At 72.8% G+C, this 19708-nt stretch carries 16 protein-coding genes; 8 read left to right on the top strand and 8 right to left on the bottom strand.

Annotated elements, in window-relative coordinates:
- Positions 1–120: 120 nt before the first annotated feature.
- On the top strand, positions 121–1107 hold the full coding sequence (locus ABTY62_RS03510) for a hypothetical protein (RefSeq protein WP_352127675.1): 987 nt from the start codon (positions 121–123) through the stop codon (positions 1105–1107).
- Between the two features lie 19 nt (positions 1108–1126).
- Complete coding sequence (locus tag ABTY62_RS03505; RefSeq protein WP_352127674.1) at positions 1127–1432, top strand: hypothetical protein; 306 nt, start codon at positions 1127–1129, stop codon at positions 1430–1432.
- Positions 1433–1507: 75 nt separating this feature from the next.
- On the opposite strand, the gene ABTY62_RS03500 is transcribed toward ABTY62_RS03505, so the two are convergent.
- The 5 genes from ABTY62_RS03500 to ABTY62_RS03480 form a co-directional block, all read right to left on the bottom strand.
- A complete protein-coding gene (locus ABTY62_RS03500; RefSeq protein WP_352127673.1) occupies positions 1508–6106 on the bottom strand; it encodes an FtsK/SpoIIIE domain-containing protein in 4599 nt (1532 codons plus the stop codon).
- Between the two features lie 8 nt (positions 6107–6114).
- On the bottom strand, positions 6115–7617 hold the full coding sequence (locus ABTY62_RS03495) for a hypothetical protein (RefSeq protein ID WP_352127672.1): 1503 nt from the start codon (positions 7615–7617) through the stop codon (positions 6115–6117).
- Positions 7618–7701: 84 nt separating this feature from the next.
- Complete coding sequence (locus ABTY62_RS03490) at positions 7702–8913, bottom strand: MAB_1171c family putative transporter (RefSeq protein ID WP_352127671.1); 1212 nt, start codon at positions 8911–8913, stop codon at positions 7702–7704.
- Positions 8906–9367, bottom strand: a complete 462-nt coding sequence (locus ABTY62_RS03485; RefSeq protein ID WP_352127670.1) for a hypothetical protein — start codon at positions 9365–9367, stop codon at positions 8906–8908. The genes ABTY62_RS03490 and ABTY62_RS03485 overlap by 8 nt, the downstream gene beginning before the upstream one ends.
- 71 nt (positions 9368–9438) lie before the next feature.
- Positions 9439–9945 carry a helix-turn-helix domain-containing protein gene (locus ABTY62_RS03480; RefSeq protein WP_311723213.1) on the bottom strand — a complete coding sequence of 169 codons (507 nt, stop codon included), beginning with the start codon at positions 9943–9945 and terminating at the stop codon, positions 9439–9441.
- 594 nt (positions 9946–10539) lie between these two features.
- Between ABTY62_RS03480 and ABTY62_RS03475 the strand changes: the two genes are divergently transcribed.
- A complete protein-coding gene (locus ABTY62_RS03475; protein WP_352127669.1) occupies positions 10540–11361 on the top strand; it encodes a thioesterase II family protein in 822 nt (273 codons plus the stop codon).
- Between the two features lie 174 nt (positions 11362–11535).
- Complete coding sequence (locus ABTY62_RS03470) at positions 11536–12186, top strand: TetR/AcrR family transcriptional regulator (protein WP_352127668.1); 651 nt, start codon at positions 11536–11538, stop codon at positions 12184–12186.
- Positions 12187–12229: 43 nt separating this feature from the next.
- Here the strand turns inward: ABTY62_RS03470 and ABTY62_RS03465 are convergent, their stop codons facing one another.
- The gene (locus ABTY62_RS03465) at positions 12230–12877 is read right to left on the bottom strand and encodes a TetR/AcrR family transcriptional regulator (protein WP_311723216.1); all 648 of its coding nucleotides are present in this window, start codon (positions 12875–12877) and stop codon (positions 12230–12232) included.
- A 242-nt stretch (positions 12878–13119) separates the two neighbouring features.
- Here ABTY62_RS03465 and ABTY62_RS03460 point away from each other — a divergent pair, with 242 nt between their 5' ends.
- The 3 genes from ABTY62_RS03460 to ABTY62_RS03450 all read left to right on the top strand — a co-directional run bounded on the left by ABTY62_RS03460 (position 13120) and on the right by ABTY62_RS03450 (position 17781).
- Entirely contained in the window at positions 13120–13884 is a 765-nt protein-coding gene (locus ABTY62_RS03460; RefSeq protein ID WP_352127667.1) for an SDR family NAD(P)-dependent oxidoreductase, read from the top strand.
- Between the two features lie 154 nt (positions 13885–14038).
- Positions 14039–14794, top strand: a complete 756-nt coding sequence (locus tag ABTY62_RS03455) for an NPP1 family protein (protein ID WP_352127666.1) — start codon at positions 14039–14041, stop codon at positions 14792–14794.
- 161 nt (positions 14795–14955) lie between these two features.
- The gene (locus ABTY62_RS03450) at positions 14956–17781 is read left to right on the top strand and encodes a beta-L-arabinofuranosidase domain-containing protein (protein WP_352127665.1); all 2826 of its coding nucleotides are present in this window, start codon (positions 14956–14958) and stop codon (positions 17779–17781) included.
- A gap of 49 nt (positions 17782–17830) precedes the next feature.
- On the opposite strand, the gene ABTY62_RS03445 is transcribed toward ABTY62_RS03450, so the two are convergent.
- Positions 17831–18277, bottom strand: coding sequence for a hypothetical protein (locus ABTY62_RS03445; RefSeq protein WP_352127664.1), 447 nt, complete (start codon positions 18275–18277; stop codon positions 17831–17833).
- A gap of 100 nt (positions 18278–18377) precedes the next feature.
- Between ABTY62_RS03445 and ABTY62_RS03440 the strand changes: the two genes are divergently transcribed.
- On the top strand, positions 18378–19178 hold the full coding sequence (locus ABTY62_RS03440; protein WP_352127663.1) for a carbon-nitrogen hydrolase family protein: 801 nt from the start codon (positions 18378–18380) through the stop codon (positions 19176–19178).
- A 40-nt stretch (positions 19179–19218) separates the two neighbouring features.
- Here ABTY62_RS03440 and ABTY62_RS03435 read toward each other — a convergent pair whose 3' ends face one another.
- A complete protein-coding gene (locus ABTY62_RS03435) occupies positions 19219–19704 on the bottom strand; it encodes an HIT family protein (RefSeq protein WP_352127661.1) in 486 nt (161 codons plus the stop codon).
- Positions 19705–19708: the final 4 nt, after the last annotated feature.

The raw sequence follows: 19708 nt of genomic DNA, 5'->3' as shown, positions 1-19708 counted from the left end.
AGCGGTTCATTGGAATGAACGGTACGTCAGAGCTGGTTGATTCCTGAACCGGACCACGCTTTCGGGCCGTCGGCCACGGTGGAAATGTGTGCGCCGTAGCGAGCCGACCCAGGGGGGACCGTGCCTGACATCGTCGTCGATTACGAGCTGCTCAACCAGGTCGCGCAGAAGGCCAACAGCCTCAAGGAACAGGTCAAGCAGGCCCGGGAGGGCAATCAGAACTACACCACCGAGCAGGTGGGCGGGGGCGTCTCCTACGCCATCCAGGCGTACTACGAGGTCTGGAAGGGCTCGTTCAAGCGTTCCGAGGAGAAGCTGGAGAAGCTCCACAACCTGTACGAGGGCGTCGCGAAGGGCTGGGCCGACTGGGACTTCCGGCTGGCCGGGGAGGCCAGCAAGCAGGAGGCATCGCTGGCCGCGGATCTCTACCGCACGCAGAAGGAGATCTGGGACGACTGGCAGGAGGCGGTCGCCAAGGGGTACGTCGACCCCAACGACCCGCACGCGCCGAAGCCGCCGGGCGAGCGCGAGAGCCAGTGGTCGACCACCGACGGCCATGGCAACACCACCACCACGACCTACGAGTACGGCCCGGACGGCAAGCCCACCAAGATCACCACCACGATCACCACCAGCAGCGGGCTCACGTCCACCGACACCACCAACTACCACCCCGACGGCACGTACGACTCGACCGCCACCGATGTCTACGGCAACGTCACCACCACCACCGGCAACGCGCAGACCACCGAATCAGGGGACCACAAGAACACCACGGACACCTTCAGCAGCACCACCAAGACCCCGGACGGCAAGCAGTCCACCACCACCGGGACCACGACCTCGGACTACAACTCCGCCACCGGCCACCGGGACTCCACCACGACCTACACCACCACGGGGCCCGACGACGACGGCGAGGAACAGACCGTGCACGGCACGACCACGTCCTCGCTCGATGTGAACGGCCATGAGGTGATCGAGACGATCGAGGTCCACGCGGACGGCAGCGGCACCCGCACGGTGGAGACGGACGGCCGCAAGGAGGAGTGGACCAGCGACCACGCGGACCAGAACTCCGGCTGGGTCCCGAAAGAAGACGACTAGACAAGGCAGGAACCACACCATGCCCGCAGGCAACATCAACCTCGACTACGCCGAGATCATGCGCGTTTCCGGGGTCATGAACCAGGCCGTCAACGACATCAACCCGCATCTGCTGTCCACCAAGACCTCGGTGGAGGGGCTGCTGGACAACGGCCTGTTCATGCAGCAGAGCAGCCCGGCGATGAAGGCCTCCTACGAGAAGCTGACGGCCTCGCTCCAGCAGGCGGTGGAGAGCATCAACAGCTTCGCCACCCAGTTCACCAAGATCAAGGAGTCCGTCGAGCAGATGGACAGGGACATCGCCGCCAGCACCAACAACGGCTGACCCGGCGCCCGCCGGGCTCCCGCTTCACCGAGGAGCGGGAGCCAGGGTCGGTCCGGCCAGGGCGGTCCGGCCGGGTCAGCCGACGCCGTCGGACCGCAGCACCGTCTCCGGGACCAGCACCGACACCAGCGCCCCGGTCACCGGGTCCACGGTCAGCCCGCGCCCCGGCACCGGCCGCCCGCGCAGCAGGTCGTACGGGACCCGTACGCCCAGCAGATCGCCCTCGCCCGGCGACTGCGGGGACAGCAGCAGGCCCTTGCGGACCCGGCGGACCTGGCCGAGCCAGCCGATGCCCGCGGAGGTGAGGGTCTCGGCGGTGGCCGCCACCGCGAGCCCCTGGCCGCGGTCCCGCCCGGTCGACGCGATCTCCCGCAGCACCGAGTCGGCGGACGGCATCTGGGCCAGCAGGTCGGCGTCGTCCACCAGCACCACCACGGGGCCCGCCTCGGCCTCCAGCGCCTGCCGCACCTCGTCCGCGCCCGGGTCGGGCGACTCGATGACCACCGCCCGCGGATGCCTGCCCAGGCCCCGCAGCGGCGACTCGCGCGGGGTGAGCGCCACGACCCGCGCCCCGCCCGCCAGCAGCGACACCGCGAGGCTCGCCAGCGCCGTGGAGCGGCCCGCCCCGGGCGGCCCGCTGACCATGAACGACGGGGCGTCCGCCGCGAAGTCCACCCCGACCGGGCCGAGGTCGTCGCCGCCCACCCCGAGCAGCCCCCACAGCGGGCGGCGCATCCCGGTGGGCACCTTCTCGTAGGCGTCGGTGAACGTCACCCGCTTCGGCAGGCTCGCCACCTTCACCGGGCGCCGCGCCGCGGGCACCTCGCGGTCCCGGCGGGCGGCCTCGTCGCCGATCCGCCGCAGCGCCTCCGCCTGATCGCGCCCGGCGCCCGCCGCGCTCAACAGGGCCACCTGCACCTCGGTGGCGCTGCCGCCGCGCCAGCCGCGCCCCTGGGGCACCACGGCCGGGATCTGCTTGGCCGGGATCTGCGCCAGCATGTACTCGCTGCGGTCGGTCAGCCGCAGCAGCAGCCGCTCGTCGTTCAGCGAGGCCACCTTGCCGGACAGCAGGGCGCGTTCGGACGTGGCGATCACATGCAGGCCCATCGGGGCGCCCTCGCGGATCAGCGCCGTCAGCTCCTGCACCGGCCGCCCGCCGTCATGGTCGCCGAGCAGCGCGGTCAGCGAGTCCCAGCCGTCGATGAGCAGCACCGTGTGGGCGGGGCGCTCGGCGGGCGGCAGCAGCGAGCGCAGCTCGGCCAGATTCGCCGCGCCGTGCGAGGTGAGCAGCTCCTGCCGGCGCCCCATCTCGGCGATGAGCCGTGCCAGCAGCCGGTTCAGCCGCTCCAGGTCGGCCCGGGGCACCACCGCGCCGCAGTGCGGCAGATCGTTCAGCGCCGCCAGCGCGCCGCCCGCCGCGTCGATGCCGTAGAGGTGGACGTCGGCGCAGGAGTGACGGCGGGCCAGGGCGCCCGCGATGGTCCGCAGCGCCTGGGAGCGGCCCGAGCGCGGCGTGCCGATGATGTAGAGGTGCCCGAAACGGGAGAGGTCCAGCTCCAGCGGCTCCTGGCGCTGGGCGCCCGGCAGGTCGGCCAGCGCCCACGGCACCGGTGCGAGCCCGGCGCCCGGCCGGTCGGGGCGGACCGGAAGCTCCTCCAGGGTGATCGACTGCGGCAGCGCGGGCAGCCACGGGCTGGGCTGCTGCGCGATGGCGAGCGAGGCCGAGGCCTCGCGTACGGCCTCCACCAGCGCCGTCAGATCGGTGGGCACCTCATCGGCGCCCAGCGGCAGCGGGTCGTCCTCGGCCTCGTGCGCGGGGCCCGGCTCGGCCGCCGTGCGGCCCAGCAGCGACCAGGTCAGCTCGGCGGCCCAGACCATGGCCTCGGGCGCCTCGGCCTGGGCGGACCCGGCGGCGGCGTCAGCGTTGTCGTCCTGGCGCGGCGCGCCCACGAAGGCCGTCTGGAACGGCAGCACCGAGCGGTGGCCGATCCGGGCCAGCGCCCGGCCCGGGGTGGCGCTGGAGATCGTCACCGCGTCGTTGACCTCGAGCACGTCCTGGCTGTCCATCGCGTCGGTGACGCGCAGCGCGATCCGCAGATTGGTGTTGGCCCGGATGTCGGCGGTGACCACACCGGCGGGCCGCTGGGTGGCCAGCAGCAGATGCAGCCCGAGGGAGCGGCCGCGCTGGGCGATGCCGACCAGTCCGGGGACGAACTCCTGGACGTCGCGCGCGAGCGTCGCGAACTCGTCGATGACCAGCAGCAGCCGGGGCAGCGGGGCCATCCCCGGGTCGCGCCGCCGCATGGCCCGGTACTCCCCGTGGTCCTTCGCCCCCGCCTCCGCCAGCACCCGCTCGCGCCGGACCAGTTCGGCGGTCAGCGAGGCCAGCGCCCGCTCCACCAGATGGCTGTCGAGGTCGGTGACCATGCCGAGCACATGCGGCAGCCGTACGCAGTCCTGGAAGGCGCTGCCGCCCTTGTAGTCGACCAGGACGAACGTCATCTCGTCCGGCCGGTTGACCGCCGCCAGCGAGGCCACCAGCGTCTGGAGCAGCTCCGACTTGCCGGCGCCCGTGGTGCCCGCGATCAGCCCGTGCGGGCCGTCCTTGATCAGGTCGAAGGTGACCGGTCCGGTGTAGCCGACGCCCAGCAGCGCCCCGGTGGACGCCGGCCGCTTGGCCCAGCGGCGGGCCAGCTCCGGGGCCGTGGGCGGCTCCAGGTCCAGCAGCCCGAGCAGCCGCACCTGGTCCGGCAGGCCGTCCGAGCCGTCCGGTGTGACGTCCCGTACGGGCGCCAGCGAGCGGGCGATCCGCTCGCACCAGTCGGTGTCCACCTGGTCGGGGCGGATGCCGGTCACATCGGCGCTGCCGGTGCGGCGCACCGTCAGCTCGCGCGCGCCCACCGCGCAGACCGTGACGCACTCCTCGGGGAGCATCCGCTCCTCCTGGTCCAGGCAGATCAGGAACACCCGCACCGCCGGGCCCTCCTTGAGCACCTGGACCACGCCGGGCACATCGCGCAGCCGCCGCGCCCCGTCGAGCACCACCACCAGGTCCGGCTCGCTCAGCAGGGCTCCGCTCATCGCGGAGTCCCGGGCGCGCATCCGCGACCGGATGGCCGAAACCAGCTCGGAGACCCGGTTGGCGACGGTCTCGGGGTCGTTGCCGACCGTCACCGACGGGCCGCCGGAGCGCGCCACCGCCACCCCGCCGCGCCCGGGGCGCGCGTGCGGCAGCCAGCGCACCCACTCCCACGCGGACGCCCCCGCCATGTCCGTGAGCACGGTCACCCGTACGTCCCGGGGGCTGTGCAACACCACCGCCTGGGCCACCGCCCAGCGGGCCAGCGCCCGGGCCGCGTCCCGCTCCCCCGCGATGCCGACCACGCCGTCGGCGCACAGGTCGACCTGGACCGGCATGTCCGGGATCCGCCAGTTCACCGACCGGTGGTTGTCCTCCCGGGAGCTGTCGTCGATCGTCAGCAGGGAGGACTGGCCGACCGTCCCCACCCGCAGCGCCAGGTGGTCCGGGTGGCCGCGCCGCCGCTCCCACAGCCGGGCGCCGGGCCCGACCGCCCACAGCCCGGTGGTGGCCGGATCGGGCCCGGCGGCGGCCCGCAGCCGCCGCTCGCGCCCGACCTTCTCCAGGACGTCCGCCTCCAGCGAGGCGCGGCGCGCGCGGTAACTCGCCACCCCGGCCAGATACTCGCGCCGGCCACTGCGGCGGGTGGTCACATAGTTCGCGACGGCCAGGAACGGACTGAAGATCGCGAACATCAGATAGAAGTACGACCCGAGGAACGTCACCATGGCGATGCCGAGGAACATCGGCGCCACCACCACCAGCACCGGGATCGACCGCCGCGACGGCGGGGTCGGCGGTGCCGGGAGGACGAACCGCTCGGGCGTCAGCGGCGGAATGATCCTCGGCGGCCGGTTGAAGTCCAGATACGCGCCGTCGGCCGACGCCGTCACCGCCGCGTCGGCCTCGGTGGGCTCCGCGACCCGCAGCAGGTACTCCCCGAAGACCAGCTCGCTGTCCAGCGGCCACTCCCTCCAGCCGCGCGGCACCGGCTCATGCCGGTCGGCGTCCGGGTCCGGCAGCGGGGGCGGCGGAGCCGGCGGCAGCGGGGCGGCGTCGGCACGCGGCCGCTCGGGCGGCGGCTCGGGCGCCGACAGCGCCACGGCGGCGCCCGCCTGACCGGGGTTCAGCAGCACGCCGCCGTCCGGGCGGACCGTCACCCGGATCCCGGCGGACGGCACGTCGCGGCCCTCCAGCCGCACCGCGCTGCCGGGCTCCGGGCCCACCGTGTACGTACCGGGGCGGAGCAGCCATACGCGCCCCGCGCCCCGCCCGCCCACGAGCTGAAGCTCGACCTGGGGGCCGCGCGGCAGCCGCTCACCGTCGGCGGACCGCGACGGCGGCGGCAGTTCCTCGCGCGCCGGCCCGTACGCGCCCCCGTCCCCCGGCGCCGGAGCCCCGAGCCCCAGCCGGGCCCCGTCCCGTACGCCGGCCGCCGCCAGCGGCAGCTCGGCGGGCAGCTGCCGGTCCCCGAGGAACAGTTCGGTGCCCTCGGGGCCCGTGGCATGACCCATCTCGGCCAGACGGACGGCGACGGCCCGGGCGGTGGTGGTTCCGCTGGTGTCGAGCACGACGTCGCTGTCGGCAACGCTCACAAAAAGTCTCACGGCTGCGAAGAGGTCCGTTCGTCGGTCGTGCCTGATGCGGCGGAGACGCCACCGACCGACCGGGTGGGCGGCGCGGCGGGTGCGGGCTCGGCGAGATCGCCGTCGTCCTCGGGGACTCCGGCCGGGGCCGGGGCGGGCTCGGCCGTCCCGGCCGACCGGGCCTGCTCGGTTCTCTCAGGCTTCTCAGTGATGTCGGCTGCCGGGGACGGCCGTTCCCGTGCCGGTCCCGGGCGCTCGTCCGGCTCGGCGGCGTCGGGTTCGGCGAAGTCCGGCTCGACGCGCGGACGCGGAACGGGAGTCGGGGCTGGAGCCGGGGCCGGTTGCGCCGCCGGACGCGCCGGGGCCGGGGCGGGCTCGGCGAAGTCGGCCGCGAAGTCGGCGTCGGTCAAGGCCCCGTGGGGCCGGGCCGCCCCCTCGTCGGGCACGTCCCGCGGGACCGCGGCATCCGTCCGGGGCTCGGCGGCCGGCACCGCGTCCCGCACCGCCGCGCCGGGGCCCGGCAGGACGGTCCCGGCGGGCGGGCGCCGACGGCCACGGCGGATGGAGCGGGCGATGGCCCGGGGCAGGGCGGCGGACTCCAGGTCGAGGTGGAGACCGGGGGCCAGCAGGCGGCCGCCGGGCTCGAGGTGGAGCGTCCAGCAGGCGCCGGGGAAGCGGCCGCCGACCAGGGCCCGGAGGCGTCCGGCCGCGGTGAGTTCGGAGAGCCTGGCGGACTGCTCCGGGGTCGGGGACCAGCACACGACGACCGGGGTCACCGGGGCCTCGGCGGACAGGTCGGATTCCACCTCGTCGAGGAGGGCGTCGAGTTCCGAGCCGTGGTGGCGGGGGTGCACACCGCGGGCGACCAGGACCGGCGGGGCGTCCGGCAGCTGGTCGATCTGGGCGGCCAGGGCCTGCACCATCCCGCGCGCGGCGGGGGGATCGCCTTCGACGGCGAGGGCGGCGGGGCCGCGCAGCCAGTCCACGAGCACGGCGCCGGGCAGCCGTCGGTCGACGCCGAGGGCGAGCAGCAGGCGCTCCGGGCCCTCGGGCGCCTCGACCGAGGCGGCCTGGGCCGACCAGGTCCACTCCCCCGGGTCGGCGGCGGTCCGCTCCCAGGGCCCGGCGGGGGCCAGCGGGTCGCGCCCGGCGAGGATGACCCGGACCCGGTCACGGGCCGGGTTCAGCTGCACCGCCAGGGCGTAACAGCCGTCATCGGCGGTGGAGTCGGCGTGGTCGAGGGCGGCCAGCGCCCGGCCGGGCGCGGCAGGGTCGGTGAGGTAGCCGGAGAGGACCCTGGCCCAGCGGCGGTGGCGGCTGAAGACGCGGAAGGGCTCGGCGAACGCCCGTCGCGTCATGCGCACTTCCCAGACGATACGGCGGCAGGCGCCGCGTACCCCGCCCTGGGATCTGATCAACCGCGCGCTCAGCCAGACCAGCAGGGTGAATGCGGCGAGGAAGCCCAGGAGGATCAGCCAGGAGGCACGATCGGGCATGCCGAGGGCGAGCCATGTGTACACCGGAACCTCACGCTGGGAACGGGTCGGAAGAGCAAACGCTGAACGGCGTGTGACCGACCCACCATACGGGGCCGGGCGCCTGGTTCACTTCTCCGCCTCGGCCAGAATCCGGTCGATGAGGGGGCTGTCGAGTTGGCGGGCCACGGCGACCAGATGTCCGCGTTCGCCCTGCGGTGGTACGTCCGTTCCCGGCAGCCGTTCGCACGGCTGCCGCGGGGGACGCCCGGAACGCAGCGCCTCCAGCGCTCCCCTGATGCCCGCGGCCGCGGCCAGCGCGTCACGGTCCCGTGCGTCCAGGCCGTGTTTCTCGGTGAGGCGCCGCGTGGCGTTCACGATGTGCTGGGAGGTCCAGGGGCGCAGCGCGAGCTGTCCGTCACGGATCTCGTGGGTTCGGCGCAGGGCGTGGAACTCCCAGGCGGATCCGGAGGGTGGGCCGTGGAGGATGACGCCGGGGTCGGCCTGGGTCACGGTGGTCCACAGGGTCTCCAGCGCGTAGAAGTCACGCCGGCGCCGCCGCCGGGCCCGCACCGCGGCACGGGTCCAACCCGCAGACATGATCACTCCGCCGAGGGAGGCCAGCGCGGGGCCCACATCGGTGCTCAGGGTGTCCAGCGCGTCGGAGCCGAGCACCGCGCCGAAAATGGCCAGGACTTTGCACACGCCATAACTTCCGACGCAGACGCAGCCGATCACCAGGAGTCGGAGACTGGAGCGCAGGATCGGGTCGTGCACGTCCTTCAGGCGCCGGCAGCACACGCTCACCATCGACCACAGCGCCACTCCGAACGCCGCCTGGTACACCAGCAGGAACGCGAGCACGGGCGGGCGGTCCGCGAAGGTGGTGTCGAAGGTCAAGGGCCGCTCGTCGGGCGGCAGGTCGGCGGAGAGGAACAACGCCGCCATGACGGCGATGGCGGTGCCATAGCCGGGCAGGACGCGGCGCAGGGCGTCTCGCATGCCGGCCCCCGCGGCTGGTCGGCCGCCTCCCCCGGCGGCGAGTCGCCGAGGTGACCACAGCAGCGCCAGTGCGAGGATGCATCCGCAGCACGCGGTGATTCCGGTGTAGACGACGAGGGTCGCCAGATGGGGGACTCCGCTGACCTCCCCGATCCGCCGGTAGACCGTCGGGGCGGCGGCGAGGAAGCCGGTGCCGGCGAACAGAGCGCCCACGGCCATCAGCAGGAGGCTGGGGATCCGTTCGACCGCCCAGGCCAGTGCCTTGTATCCCGCCAGCCCGTACATGACGGCGCCGACGGCGAAGTAGCCGAGGGTGTGGATGTCGCCGGGGTCAGACATGGCGCCCCTCCCGGTGGATCAGGGACGGCGCGAGCCGCGCGGCCGGGCCGTCCACCGGGGCGAGGTTGAGCTGCTGGTAGAGCAGCGTGCCGATGGTCTCGGCCTCGTGTTCGGTGGGGTCGTCGTAGTGGGAGCGCCCCAGTACGCGGCGCACCACGGCGGGGTCGATGGCGTCGGGCCGGCGGATGTGACCGAGCAGCAGGTGCGCGAGTTCATGGCAGACGACCAGCAGTTGATGGGCTCGGCTGGTGTGCTTGGGGTAGTAGATGAGGTCCTGCGTCAGGTACTGCTCGTACCTGCCCGTCGGTTCGCCGGGGGCCACGTCCTGTTCGATCAGGCGCAGCGTCCGCCGGGTGCGGGCCTCATAGGCGGCGTGCAGTTCGGCGAGGGTCGGATGCGGCGGCAGTCCGAGCTCCCTCAACAGGGACCGGACGCGGCGCCGTTCTGACCGCATGCCCACGCTGTCGTCCTTTCCTTCGCCGCGCTGTCAGAAGGAAAGCACGGAGGGTTCGGAGGGTGGCCGGTTCACCACGGCTTTCTCTCACGGGACTTGTGCGGGCGGCCCACGGCGCGGCGCAGCTGGTCCACCAGGGCGTGGACGGTCTCGCGCATGTCGTGGGGCAGCACGGCGACGCCCTCGGCGATCTGACGGACCTGGTCGTCGTCGAACAGCTCGGTGTCCGCGGCCGCCGAGCCGCCGGCGGCGCGGTCGCGGTGGCCGACCGGCTCGCCGCGCCGCTCCTGTTCGATGGCGCGCAAGTGCCGCTCCACGTCGCGGGTGTAGCGGTCCTCGCCGGGGAGGAAGAAGTACTCCACGCGCACCCCGAACAAGGTGGCCAGCGCGACCGCCCGGTCCGCCCGGGGCACCGAGCGGCCGTTGCGCAGGTTGCTGATCTGGCTCACCGACATCCCGACGGCTTCGGCGATCTCACGCTCCGTGTACGGCCGACCCAAGTCCGCGGGGTAGATGACCTCTTGGAGGCGCTGAAGGCGTCGAGAGAAGCACTCCGCCGCGTCATGACGTCCTGACATCCGCGAACGTTCTCCGGGGTTCTGCTGCGGGGGCGACATACCCGTGGATCCTAAGCGAACCGCACAACGGCCAGGGCCGTTTCATCGGCGCCCGTTCCAGAAAACTGGAACCGGTCGACCCGGGATGGCCCCATATGGGGAAGATGCGGCCCTGGTCTGCCGAATTAGTTGACAGTACCGGCGGGCGTATTACAGGATCGGCTCGCTCGCACGGTCCGGAACCGACCAGCCGACGGGGGCAGGGGGGCGTCACCGGACAGTCGGGCACTGTGCGTCCAGGGCGGACGCACGGATCCGGGACGGGGCGGGGGGTTTCCAAGCCGCTCGGATATCCATCTCTCCTGCCCGCGTGGGAGCCGGGTCCAGGTCCTTGCCATTCGGCGCATCCTCTTAGTCCATCACGACTCCTGACCAAGCTGAGTGATGTTTCGGTAAAGGATTTTCCATGGCGCCGGACAAGACCTCCCGCGGTATGTGCCAAGCGAATTCACCGGCTGCCCGGATGAATACCGAGTACGGCTTGCCCGTATTACCCGCCGCCCGCCGCCCGGTCATTCATGGAATTGCGATACGTCCACAAACAGGGGGAATGGCATGCGCATCAGGATTGTCGACGGTCACCTCCTGATCGGCGACCCCCGGCTGCCACTGAGAGTGTTCCTCTTCCACTACGCGGGCGCGACCGCGCTTTCCATGCTCCCGCTCGCCCGGGCACTGCCGCCGGGGTGCGCCGCGGTCGCGTTCGAGCTGGACGGCCGGGGGGAGTTGGCCGACACTCCCCCGGCGCACAGCTTCGACGACGCGGTGAACCGGCTCTTCCCGGCGTTCCGCAGCTGGGTCGACCGGCCCGCCGTGGTGGTGGGACACGGTGTGGGCGCCCTCCTCGCCCACGCCCTGGTCGCGGAGCTGCCCGACGGGCAGCGCCACCACATCAGGGACGTGGTGCTCTCGGGGGCCCGGTCCCCGGTGACCACCGCGCGGGTCGCGACGCATCCGCGCGCCCCGTTCCTGACCAGGACGCGGGAGGAGCTCGCCGCGGAGCTGCGGCGCCACGGCGGCTGCCCCCCTGAGCTGTTCGACTATCCGCACATGCTCGACCTCGCGGTCACCATGCTCGGCCAGGATCTGCACCTCATGGACACGTACCACGAACCGGCGGCCGTGCCGCCGGGTGGCCGGACGGACTACCACGTGTGGTCCGGCCGCGGCGACCGGAGTCTGTCGGCGGCGGAATCGGAGCGGTGGCGGCTGAGCACGCCGTCCCCGCCGCAGCCGCGGGAGTTCGCCGGGGGCCATGTCTTCCTGTGCCAGGAGCGGCCGCCGGCCGCCGCCCTCCGGGAGCTGGTTGCCGCCCGGATCGCCGACATCGCCGATATCGCCGGCGTTCCGCCCTGTCCGGAGCGCGGCGCGGCCTGAGGATCCGAGGACCTGGGGAACGCACAGGAATTTAAGTCAGCTGCTTGACTAAAATGGGTGGGTGGGGTTGCGTAGGCTTTCCTCCCTGGAACCCGCTGTTGCGGTGGAGGACCCGCGGCGGCTCGAGGGACTGGCCGTCGCGGGGCGGCGCGAAGTCCCGGTGCGGTGGTGATCATGGCGGGCAGGACGGTACGGGCGGAACAGGTCAGCGCGACGCGGGAGCTCATCCTGACCGCGGCGGAGCGGCTGTTCGCCGAGCGCGGGGTGTACGCGGTGTCCAACCGCCAGGTCAGCGAGGCCGCGGGGCAGGGGAACAACGCCGCGGTCGGCTACCACTTCGGCACCAAGGCCGACTTGGTGCGCGCGATCGCGCGCAAACACGCCGGGGAGATCGAGCGGATCCGCGGCCGGCTGCTGGCCGGGATCGGCGACTCCGACGACATACGCGACTGGGTGGCCTGCCTGGTGCGCCCGGTCCCCGAGCATCTGGCGGAGCTGGGCAGCCCGACGTGGTACGCGCGGTTCTGCGCCCAGGTGATGACCGACCCGGCGCTGCACGAGATCATCGTCGAGGAGTCGCTGGCCTCCGCGTCGCTGCCGCAGGTCATCGAAGGGCTGAGCCGGTGCCTGCCCGATCTGCCGGCGGAGGTCAGCGCCGAGCGCGGCATCATGGCGCGCGAGCTCATCCTGCACATCAGCGCCGAGCGTGAACGCGCGCTCGCCGAGAACTCCCCCACGCCCCGCGCCACCTGGCACGACGCCGCCACCGGTCTGATCGACGCGATCGTCGGCCTGTGGCTGGCCCCGGTCACCGGCCGCTCCTGACCGCGGCGGGCCCTGCCGGGCAGGCACCCCGGCGGGCAGGGCCTCAGATGGCCAGGCCCTCGGTGGCCTTGAGCACCGCCCGCCGGAACACCTCGGCGTCGGCGGCCCCGTCCGCCTCCGCGGAGCGCCCGGCCCACTCCTCCGCGGCCACCCGCAGGGCCCCGTTGAGCATCACCGCCTTGAGCCTGGGCAGCAGATCCGCGGGGTCCGCTCCGGTGCGGGCGGCGATGATCTCGGTGAAGACGGGTTCGGCGTCGTGGTGGACCTGGAGCCAGACGGCGCGCAGCCCCGGCTCCCCGGGAAGCAACCCGATCAGCCGGCGCATCGCGGAGGGCACCTCCGACGGCTCGGCGGCCGAGGGCAGATCCCACTGGATCCCGTCGCAGAGGGGGCGGTCCGCGGGCCAGTCGCGCAGCCGTCGGGCCACGGCCTCCAGGCCGGCGGCCAGCAGCGGACGTACGCACTCCTCCTTGGAGGGGAAGTAGCGCCACAGCGTGCGGGGGGAGATACCGGCGGCGCGGGCGATCTCCTCGCCCGAGGTCGCCGCCACCCCGCGCTCGCCGAACAGCCGCACCGCCTCATGGGCGATCTCCAGACGGGTGGCCTCCTTGCGCCGCTCGGTCAGCGGCGGACGGCCGGTCGGCCGGGGGGTGCCGGTCGCCGCGGCGGCCCGCGCTCCAGGCTGTTTCACAGTGGTTCCCCGTTCCGCTGTTCGTGGGCGATGCCCGGTGGGTTCCCACCCTAACCAGCGGTTTCGGACCCCGCCGCGGTCGGCGACGGCCTCCGGACAACGCACCTTTTCGCCCCCTTTGGCCACTATGGCAGTCAGTGCCAAAAACATCTAGGGTGACCCGCGGGACGGGCGCACCACGGAGAGCCCGTCCCGTCCGTGCCGCATGCGGAGGAGCCGTATGCGAGGGAAGGGAGCCCCCTGTGAGCAGCATCGGCCTTCAAGGGCGCAGCGTCGTCGTCACCGGAGCGGGATCGGGGATCGGCCGGGCCACGGCGCTCGCCTTCGCCCGGGAGGGGGCGAAGGTACTGGTCGCCGACCTCGACCCGGAAGGGGCCGAGGGGGTCGTCGAGACGATCGCGGCCGAGGGGGGAACCGCCCGCGCGGTGGTCGGCGACCTCGCGGACCAGCAGGTGGTGGACCGGGTCGTGGGCACGGCCGTGGAGGCGTTCGGCGGACTGGACGTCCTGGTCAACAACGCGGGCATCATGGACCGTCTCTCGGCCGTCGCGGACACCGACGACGCCGAGTGGGACCGCGTCATGCGGGTGAACCTGACGGCGCCGTTCCTGCTGACCCGGGCCGCGCTGCCGCACATGGTGTCCGCGGGCCGGGGCTCGATCGTCTTCACCGCCTCCGAGGCGGGCCTGCGCGGCAGTGCGGCCGGCGCCGCGTACACCGTCTCCAAGCACGGGGTCGTGGGCCTGGTGAAGTCGCTCGCCGTGATGTACCGCGACCAGGGGATCCGCACCAACGCCATCGCCCCGGGCGGCACCGCGACCGCCATCCGGGTGGACGCCCGGCCCGGGGCCCATGGCCCGGCCGTGATCGGCGCCTACGCCGGCAACATCGGCAGGATAGCCACCGCCGAGGAGCAGGCCGCCGCCATCGTCTTCCTCGCCTCCGACGCCGCGGCCAACGTCAACGGCGTGGTCCTGCCCGTCGACAACGGCTGGTCCGCCGTCTGATCGAACCCAACTCCCCCGCACTCCACATTGGTTGACTCTTCACCCCTGCGCCATCTGTCGCCACTTGCGACTCCGTCGCGTGGCAGGATGCTGACTGGTGCATGCCAATACTGAACGGCCTGCCCCACACCCCCCGGTCCTTCAGGAGGACGCAGTGAAGAGAAGGTCGCGCATCCGCAAGGTCCCGCTCATCCTCGGCAGCGCCGTCGCGCTGGTCATCGCCTTCCCCGGCACCGCGCTCGCCGACCCCCCGAAGGCGCTGCCCGGTAACGCGGACGGCATGGAGCAGACGTTCCAGCCGGCCTTCGACTACGACACGGACGGCTGCTACCCGAGCCCCGCCATCGGCCCTGACGGGACTCTCAACGGCGGCCTCAACCCGTCCGGGAACCCCAACGGACAGTGCCATGACCAGTCCGACCTCGACAACACCAACGGCTACGCGCGCTACAAGTGCAACAACGGCTGGTGCGCGATCATTTACGGCCTCTACTTCGAGAAGGACCAGGCGACCATCGGCGGGCACCGCCACGACTGGGAACACGTCGTGGTGTGGGTGCAGAACAACCAGGCGCAGTACGTCTCCACCTCCGCCCACGGCAACTTCAACGTCCACACCCGCGACCAGATCCGCTGGGACGGCACGCACCCGAAGGTCGTCTACCACAAGGACGGCCTGAGCACTCACGCCTTCCGCGCCGCGAACTCCAACGACGAGCCGCCGGAGAACCACTACCACACCTGGCAGTTCCCCACCCTGGTCGGCTGGAACGGCTACCCCGCGGGGATCCGGGACAAGCTGAGCCAGGCCGACTTCGGCAGCGCCACCTTCGGCCTCAAGGACGGCAACTTCAACGCCCATCTCGCGAAGGCCAAGCCCTCCGGGATTCCGTTCGACCCCAACGCCTGACGGGCGGGGCCGGGGGCGGCACGGGCCGCCGTACCGCCCCCGGCCACCGGGACACCCGGATCACCTGAACCATTGACGCACTCTCAGCGGACCTCTACCTTTTGCTCGACCTCTCGAACTTCGTTCGACATCTCGGACAAGTATCCCTGGAATGAGGCCCGATGACCGCACCGCTGAGAAGGCGTGTCTTCCTCCGCACCGCGACGGGAGTGGCCGCGGCGCCCCTCGTGTCGGCCCTCGGCGCCGGTCCGGCGGTGTCCGCCGGATCCACGGGGTCCACCGCGGCTGCCCCGGCGGCGGTGGCGCGGCCCGTGCGGCCGTTCGCGCTCAAGGACGTCACGCTGCACGAGGGCCTCTTCGCCGCCAAGCGCCGGCTGATGCTCGACTACGGCCGCGGCTACGACGTCGACCGGCTGCTCCAGGTCTTCCGCGCCAACGCCGGGCTCGACACACGCGGCGCCGTCGCCCCCGGCGGCTGGGAGGGGCTGGACGGCGAGGCGAACGGCAACCTCCGCGGCCACTACACCGGCCACTTCCTCACCATGCTCGCCCAGGCGTACGGCAGCACCGGCGACGAGGCGTACGCGGCGAAGATCCGCACCATGGTCGGCGCCCTGACCGAGGTGCGCGAGGCGCTCCGCGGGGAGCCCAAGGCGCTCGGCGTGCCGGGCAGATTCGGTACCGCGGTGGAGCAACTCCGCGGCTCCTACCAGTACATCGACCTGCCCGCCGATGTGCTCGGCGGGTCCGGTGCCCTCACCCTGTCCGCCTGGGTCCGTCCGGCGCACACCGCCGACTGGGCCCGTGTCTTCGACTTCGGCAACGACACCACCCGCTATCTCTACCTGGCCGCGCGCAACGCCGACGGCGTCCCGCGGTTCGCCGTCACCACCGGTGGCCCCGGCCGGGAACAGGCGCTCGACGGCACCGCGCCACTGCCCCCGGACGAGTGGAGCCATCTGGCGGTGACCCTCACCGGCGGCACCGGCACGCTCTACGTCAACGGCACCGCCGTGCGCACGAACACCGAGCTGACCCTCACCCCCGCCGCGCTCGGCCCCCTGGCCCACGGCTGGCTCGGCCGTTCAGCCTTCCCCGGCGACCCCGTCTTCGCCGGTGCCTTCGACGAGGTGAACATCTGGTCGCGGGCGCTGACCGCCGCCCAGATCGCGGAGCTCCAGGACGCCCCGGCCGCCGGCACCTCGGCGGGCGCGGGCGATCTGGCCTCGTACGGACTGGACGAGAGCGCCGCCACCACCTTCGCGGACGCGTCCGGACACGGACGGCCCGCCACCCTGCGCCGCACCTGGGGCGGGCCGAGCCATCCGGGGTTCCTCGCCGCGTACCCGGAGACCCAGTTCATCACCCTGGAGTCGATGACGAAGGGCGACTACACGGTGGTGTGGGCGCCGTACTACACCGCGCACAAGATCCTGCGGGGGCTGCTCGACGCGTATGCCAACACCCAGGACGCCCGGGCGCTCGACCTCGCGAGCGGCATGTGCGACTGGATGCACTCACGCCTGTCCAAGCTGCCCCCGGCCACTCTCCAGCGCATGTGGGGGATCTTCTCCAGCGGTGAGTTCGGCGGGATCGTCGAGGCGATCTGCGACCTCCACGCGATCACCGGCAAGGCCGAACACCTCGCCCTGGCCCGGCTGTTCGACCTCGACCGGCTCATCGACGCCTGCGCGGCGGGCGAGGACATCCTCAGCGGGCTGCACGCCAACCAGCACATCCCCATCTTCACCGGGCTGCTGCGGCTGTACGACCAGACCGGCGAGGAACGGTATCTCAAGGCCGCGCGGAACTTCTGGCGCATGGTCGTCCCCACCCGCATGTACGCCATCGGCGGCACCAGCACCGCGGAGTTCTGGAAGGACGCCGGGGTCGTCGCCGGCACGCTCAGCGACACCAACGCCGAGACGTGCTGCGCGTACAACATGCTCAAGCTCAGCCGGGCGCTGTTCTTCCACCAGCAGGATCCGGCCTATATGGACTACTACGAGCGCACGCTCCACAATCAGATCCTCGGCTCCAAGCAGGACCGGGCCGACGCGGAGAAGCCCCTCGTCACCTACTTCATCGGCCTGCTGCCGGGGCATGTGCGCGACTACACGCCGAAGGCGGGCACCACCTGCTGCGAGGGCACGGGCATGGAGAGCGCCACCAAATACCAGGACTCGGTGTACTTCGCGGCCTCCGACGCCACCGCCCTCTACGTCAACCTGTACAGCCCCTCCACCCTGACCTGGGCCGACCGGGGCGTCACCGTCACACAGACCACCCGCTACCCGGTCGAGCAGGGCACCACGCTCACCGTCCGGGGCGAGCGGGCCGCCTTCGACCTCCGCCTGCGGGTGCCCGCCTGGGCGACCGACGGCTTCCGGGTCACGGTCAACGGGAAGCGGGTCCAGGGGACTCCGGTCCCCGGCAGCTACTTCACGGTGTCCCGGACCTGGCGCGACGGGGACACGGTCCGGGTCTCGATCCCCTTCCGGCTCCGGGTCGAGAAGGCCCTCGACGACCCGGCGACACAGACCCTCTTCTACGGCCCCGTCAATCTGGTGGCCCGCGACCCCGGCCGGGACCAGCTGCGGCTCGGCCTGTACCGCAACGCGGCCCTGTCGGGCGATCTGCTGCCCTCGCTCACCCCCGTACCGGACAAGCCGCTCCACTACACGCTGGGCGGGGTCGGGCTGGCGCCGTTCCACGAGGGCACCGAGGACCCCACCCACGCCTACTTCCGGCGGGCCGAGCCGGCTGTCGTCTTCGGCGGCACCGACTCCGGTGTCGCCAACCCGGTCAAGGCCGACGACACCACGCTCCTCGACGAGATCTGGGCCGCGGCCCCGTTCCCCACCAAGGCCGCACTCGTCCGGCAGGTGGCGGCCACGGTGGACGCGTGGGTGAGGGCCGGGCTGCTCGGCCGGGCCGAGGGCGAGGCCGTCGTACGCACCGCGCGCGACGCCTCGTACACCCCCTGACCCGCCGGCCGGCCGCCACGGAGGATCACCGGCGGATCACTTCGGCGGATCACTTCCGGCACACCGCCAGGCAGGGCCGCGTCCACGCCTGGCGGTCGCAGAGAAACCCCAGACCGATGCCGAGCAGCCAGGAGTCCTTCGCCAGCGGAAGCCCCTCCGGGGTGGGCAGGGGGCTGCCCTTCGGGTGCGTTCCGGGGGTGCGCAGATACAGCCCGACCAGAGCGCCGGCGAAGGCGGTGAGCCCGGCCCCGGCGACGGCGGTGGGCACCAGGGGCGACAGAAGCGCCGCGCCCAGAGTCACCTCGGCACAGGACAGCAGCCGGGTGAACCGATGCGGTGACATCCCGCGGAACCAGGGGTACGCCCCGGCCGCCATGCCATGGAGCCCCTGCTCGGTCTGCTCGTCGGCGTGGCGCTTGCCCAGGCCCGAGTGCAGGATGAGCACCCCGGTCGTGAGCCGGGGAGCGATGTGGTGGAGTCTCATCGGGGCGTACATGGCCTCTCCCTTCGCCGGAAAGCGGGTAACCGTCGGGTAACCCTGGTCACGAGGTGTATGCACGCCCCGCTCACCCGCCCGACAGAGAGGCCCACCCACCATGCGCATCGCACTGAGCCAGCTCACCACCGGCCCGGATCCCGAGCGGAACCTGGCCGTCCTGCGCGAGCAGACGGGCCGCGCGGCGGAGGCCGGGGCCCGTCTCGTGGTGTTCCCCGAAGCCACGATGGCCTGCTTCGGCACCTCTCTGACGTCGCTCGCCGAGCCGCTGGACGGGCCGTGGGCCACCGGGGTCCGGCAGATCGCCAAGGACTCCGGCCTGGTGGTCGTGGCCGGCATGTTCACCCCGGCGCCCGACGGCCGGGTGACCAACACCCTGCTGGCCACCGGCCCCGGGGTCGAGGCCTCCTACGACAAGATCCATCTGTACGACGCCTTCGGCTTCACCGAGTCCAGGACCGTGGCGCCGGGTTCGCGGGTGGTCACCTTCGACCTCGACGGCGTCCGGATCGGCCTGGCCACCTGCTACGACGTGCGCTTCCCCGAACTGTTCCGGGCCCACGCCGACGCCGGCGCGCAGCTCTCGCTGCTCCCCGCCTCCTGGGGCGCCGGACCGGGCAAGCGCGAGCAGTGGGAACTGCTGATCCGCGCCCGGGCCCTGGACGCCACGATGTGGCTGGCCGCCGTCGGCCAGGCCGACCCCGCCGCCACCGGCCACGCGCCCACGTCCTCCGCCCCCACCGGCATCGGCCACAGCGCCCTCATCGGCCCCGACGGCACCGTGCGACAACGGCTGGACGCGGCCCCCGCGCTCCTGGTGGGGGACGTGGACCCCGACGAGGTCACGTCCGTCCGGCGCACGGTGTCCGTCCTGGCCAACCGCAGGCTGGGCGGCGCATGAGCGCGTGGCGACCAGGCCGCGGCAACGCGCCCGCGCCCCCTCACCGGCGGGACCTCAGGCGTCGTACGAGCTGCGCGGCGGCCTCCTCACCGCCCCGTGGCGCCTGTGGCCACTCGTCGACGCGCGTCCACCAGAATTCCCGGGGCGTGCCGGGGTAGCGCGGCAGGAGATGCAGGTGCAGATGGGACACGCGGTCACCGATCACGGCCGCGTACACATGCTCGGCGCCCTCGACCTCCCGCAACGCCCGCGCGGACCTGGTGTTCCAGCGCCCCATGCGCTCGGCCTCCTCGTCGGTGAGGTCGGCGAGGCCGGCCGCGTGCCGACGCGGCTCCACGAGGAGGTGTCCCAGATAGACCTCCGCCGACTGCCCCGGAGCCCGCGGGGACACATGCGAGACCACCACCAACTCGTCCTCGTGCACCGGCCCTCCCGGCATCAGCGTGACATCGCGATGCTTCCGGCACACGAAGCAGTCCACAGGGCGCTCCTCAGGCGTCTCGGTCGCCCTCTGCGGCCTCGTCATGGTC

The organism is Streptomyces sp. NPDC097640 (assembly GCF_040302705.1).
Taxonomy (GTDB): Bacteria; Actinomycetota; Actinomycetes; order Streptomycetales; family Streptomycetaceae; genus Streptomyces.
The sequence above is the reverse complement of the archived record's forward strand: the minus strand, read 5'-3'. Positions and strand labels throughout refer to the sequence as shown.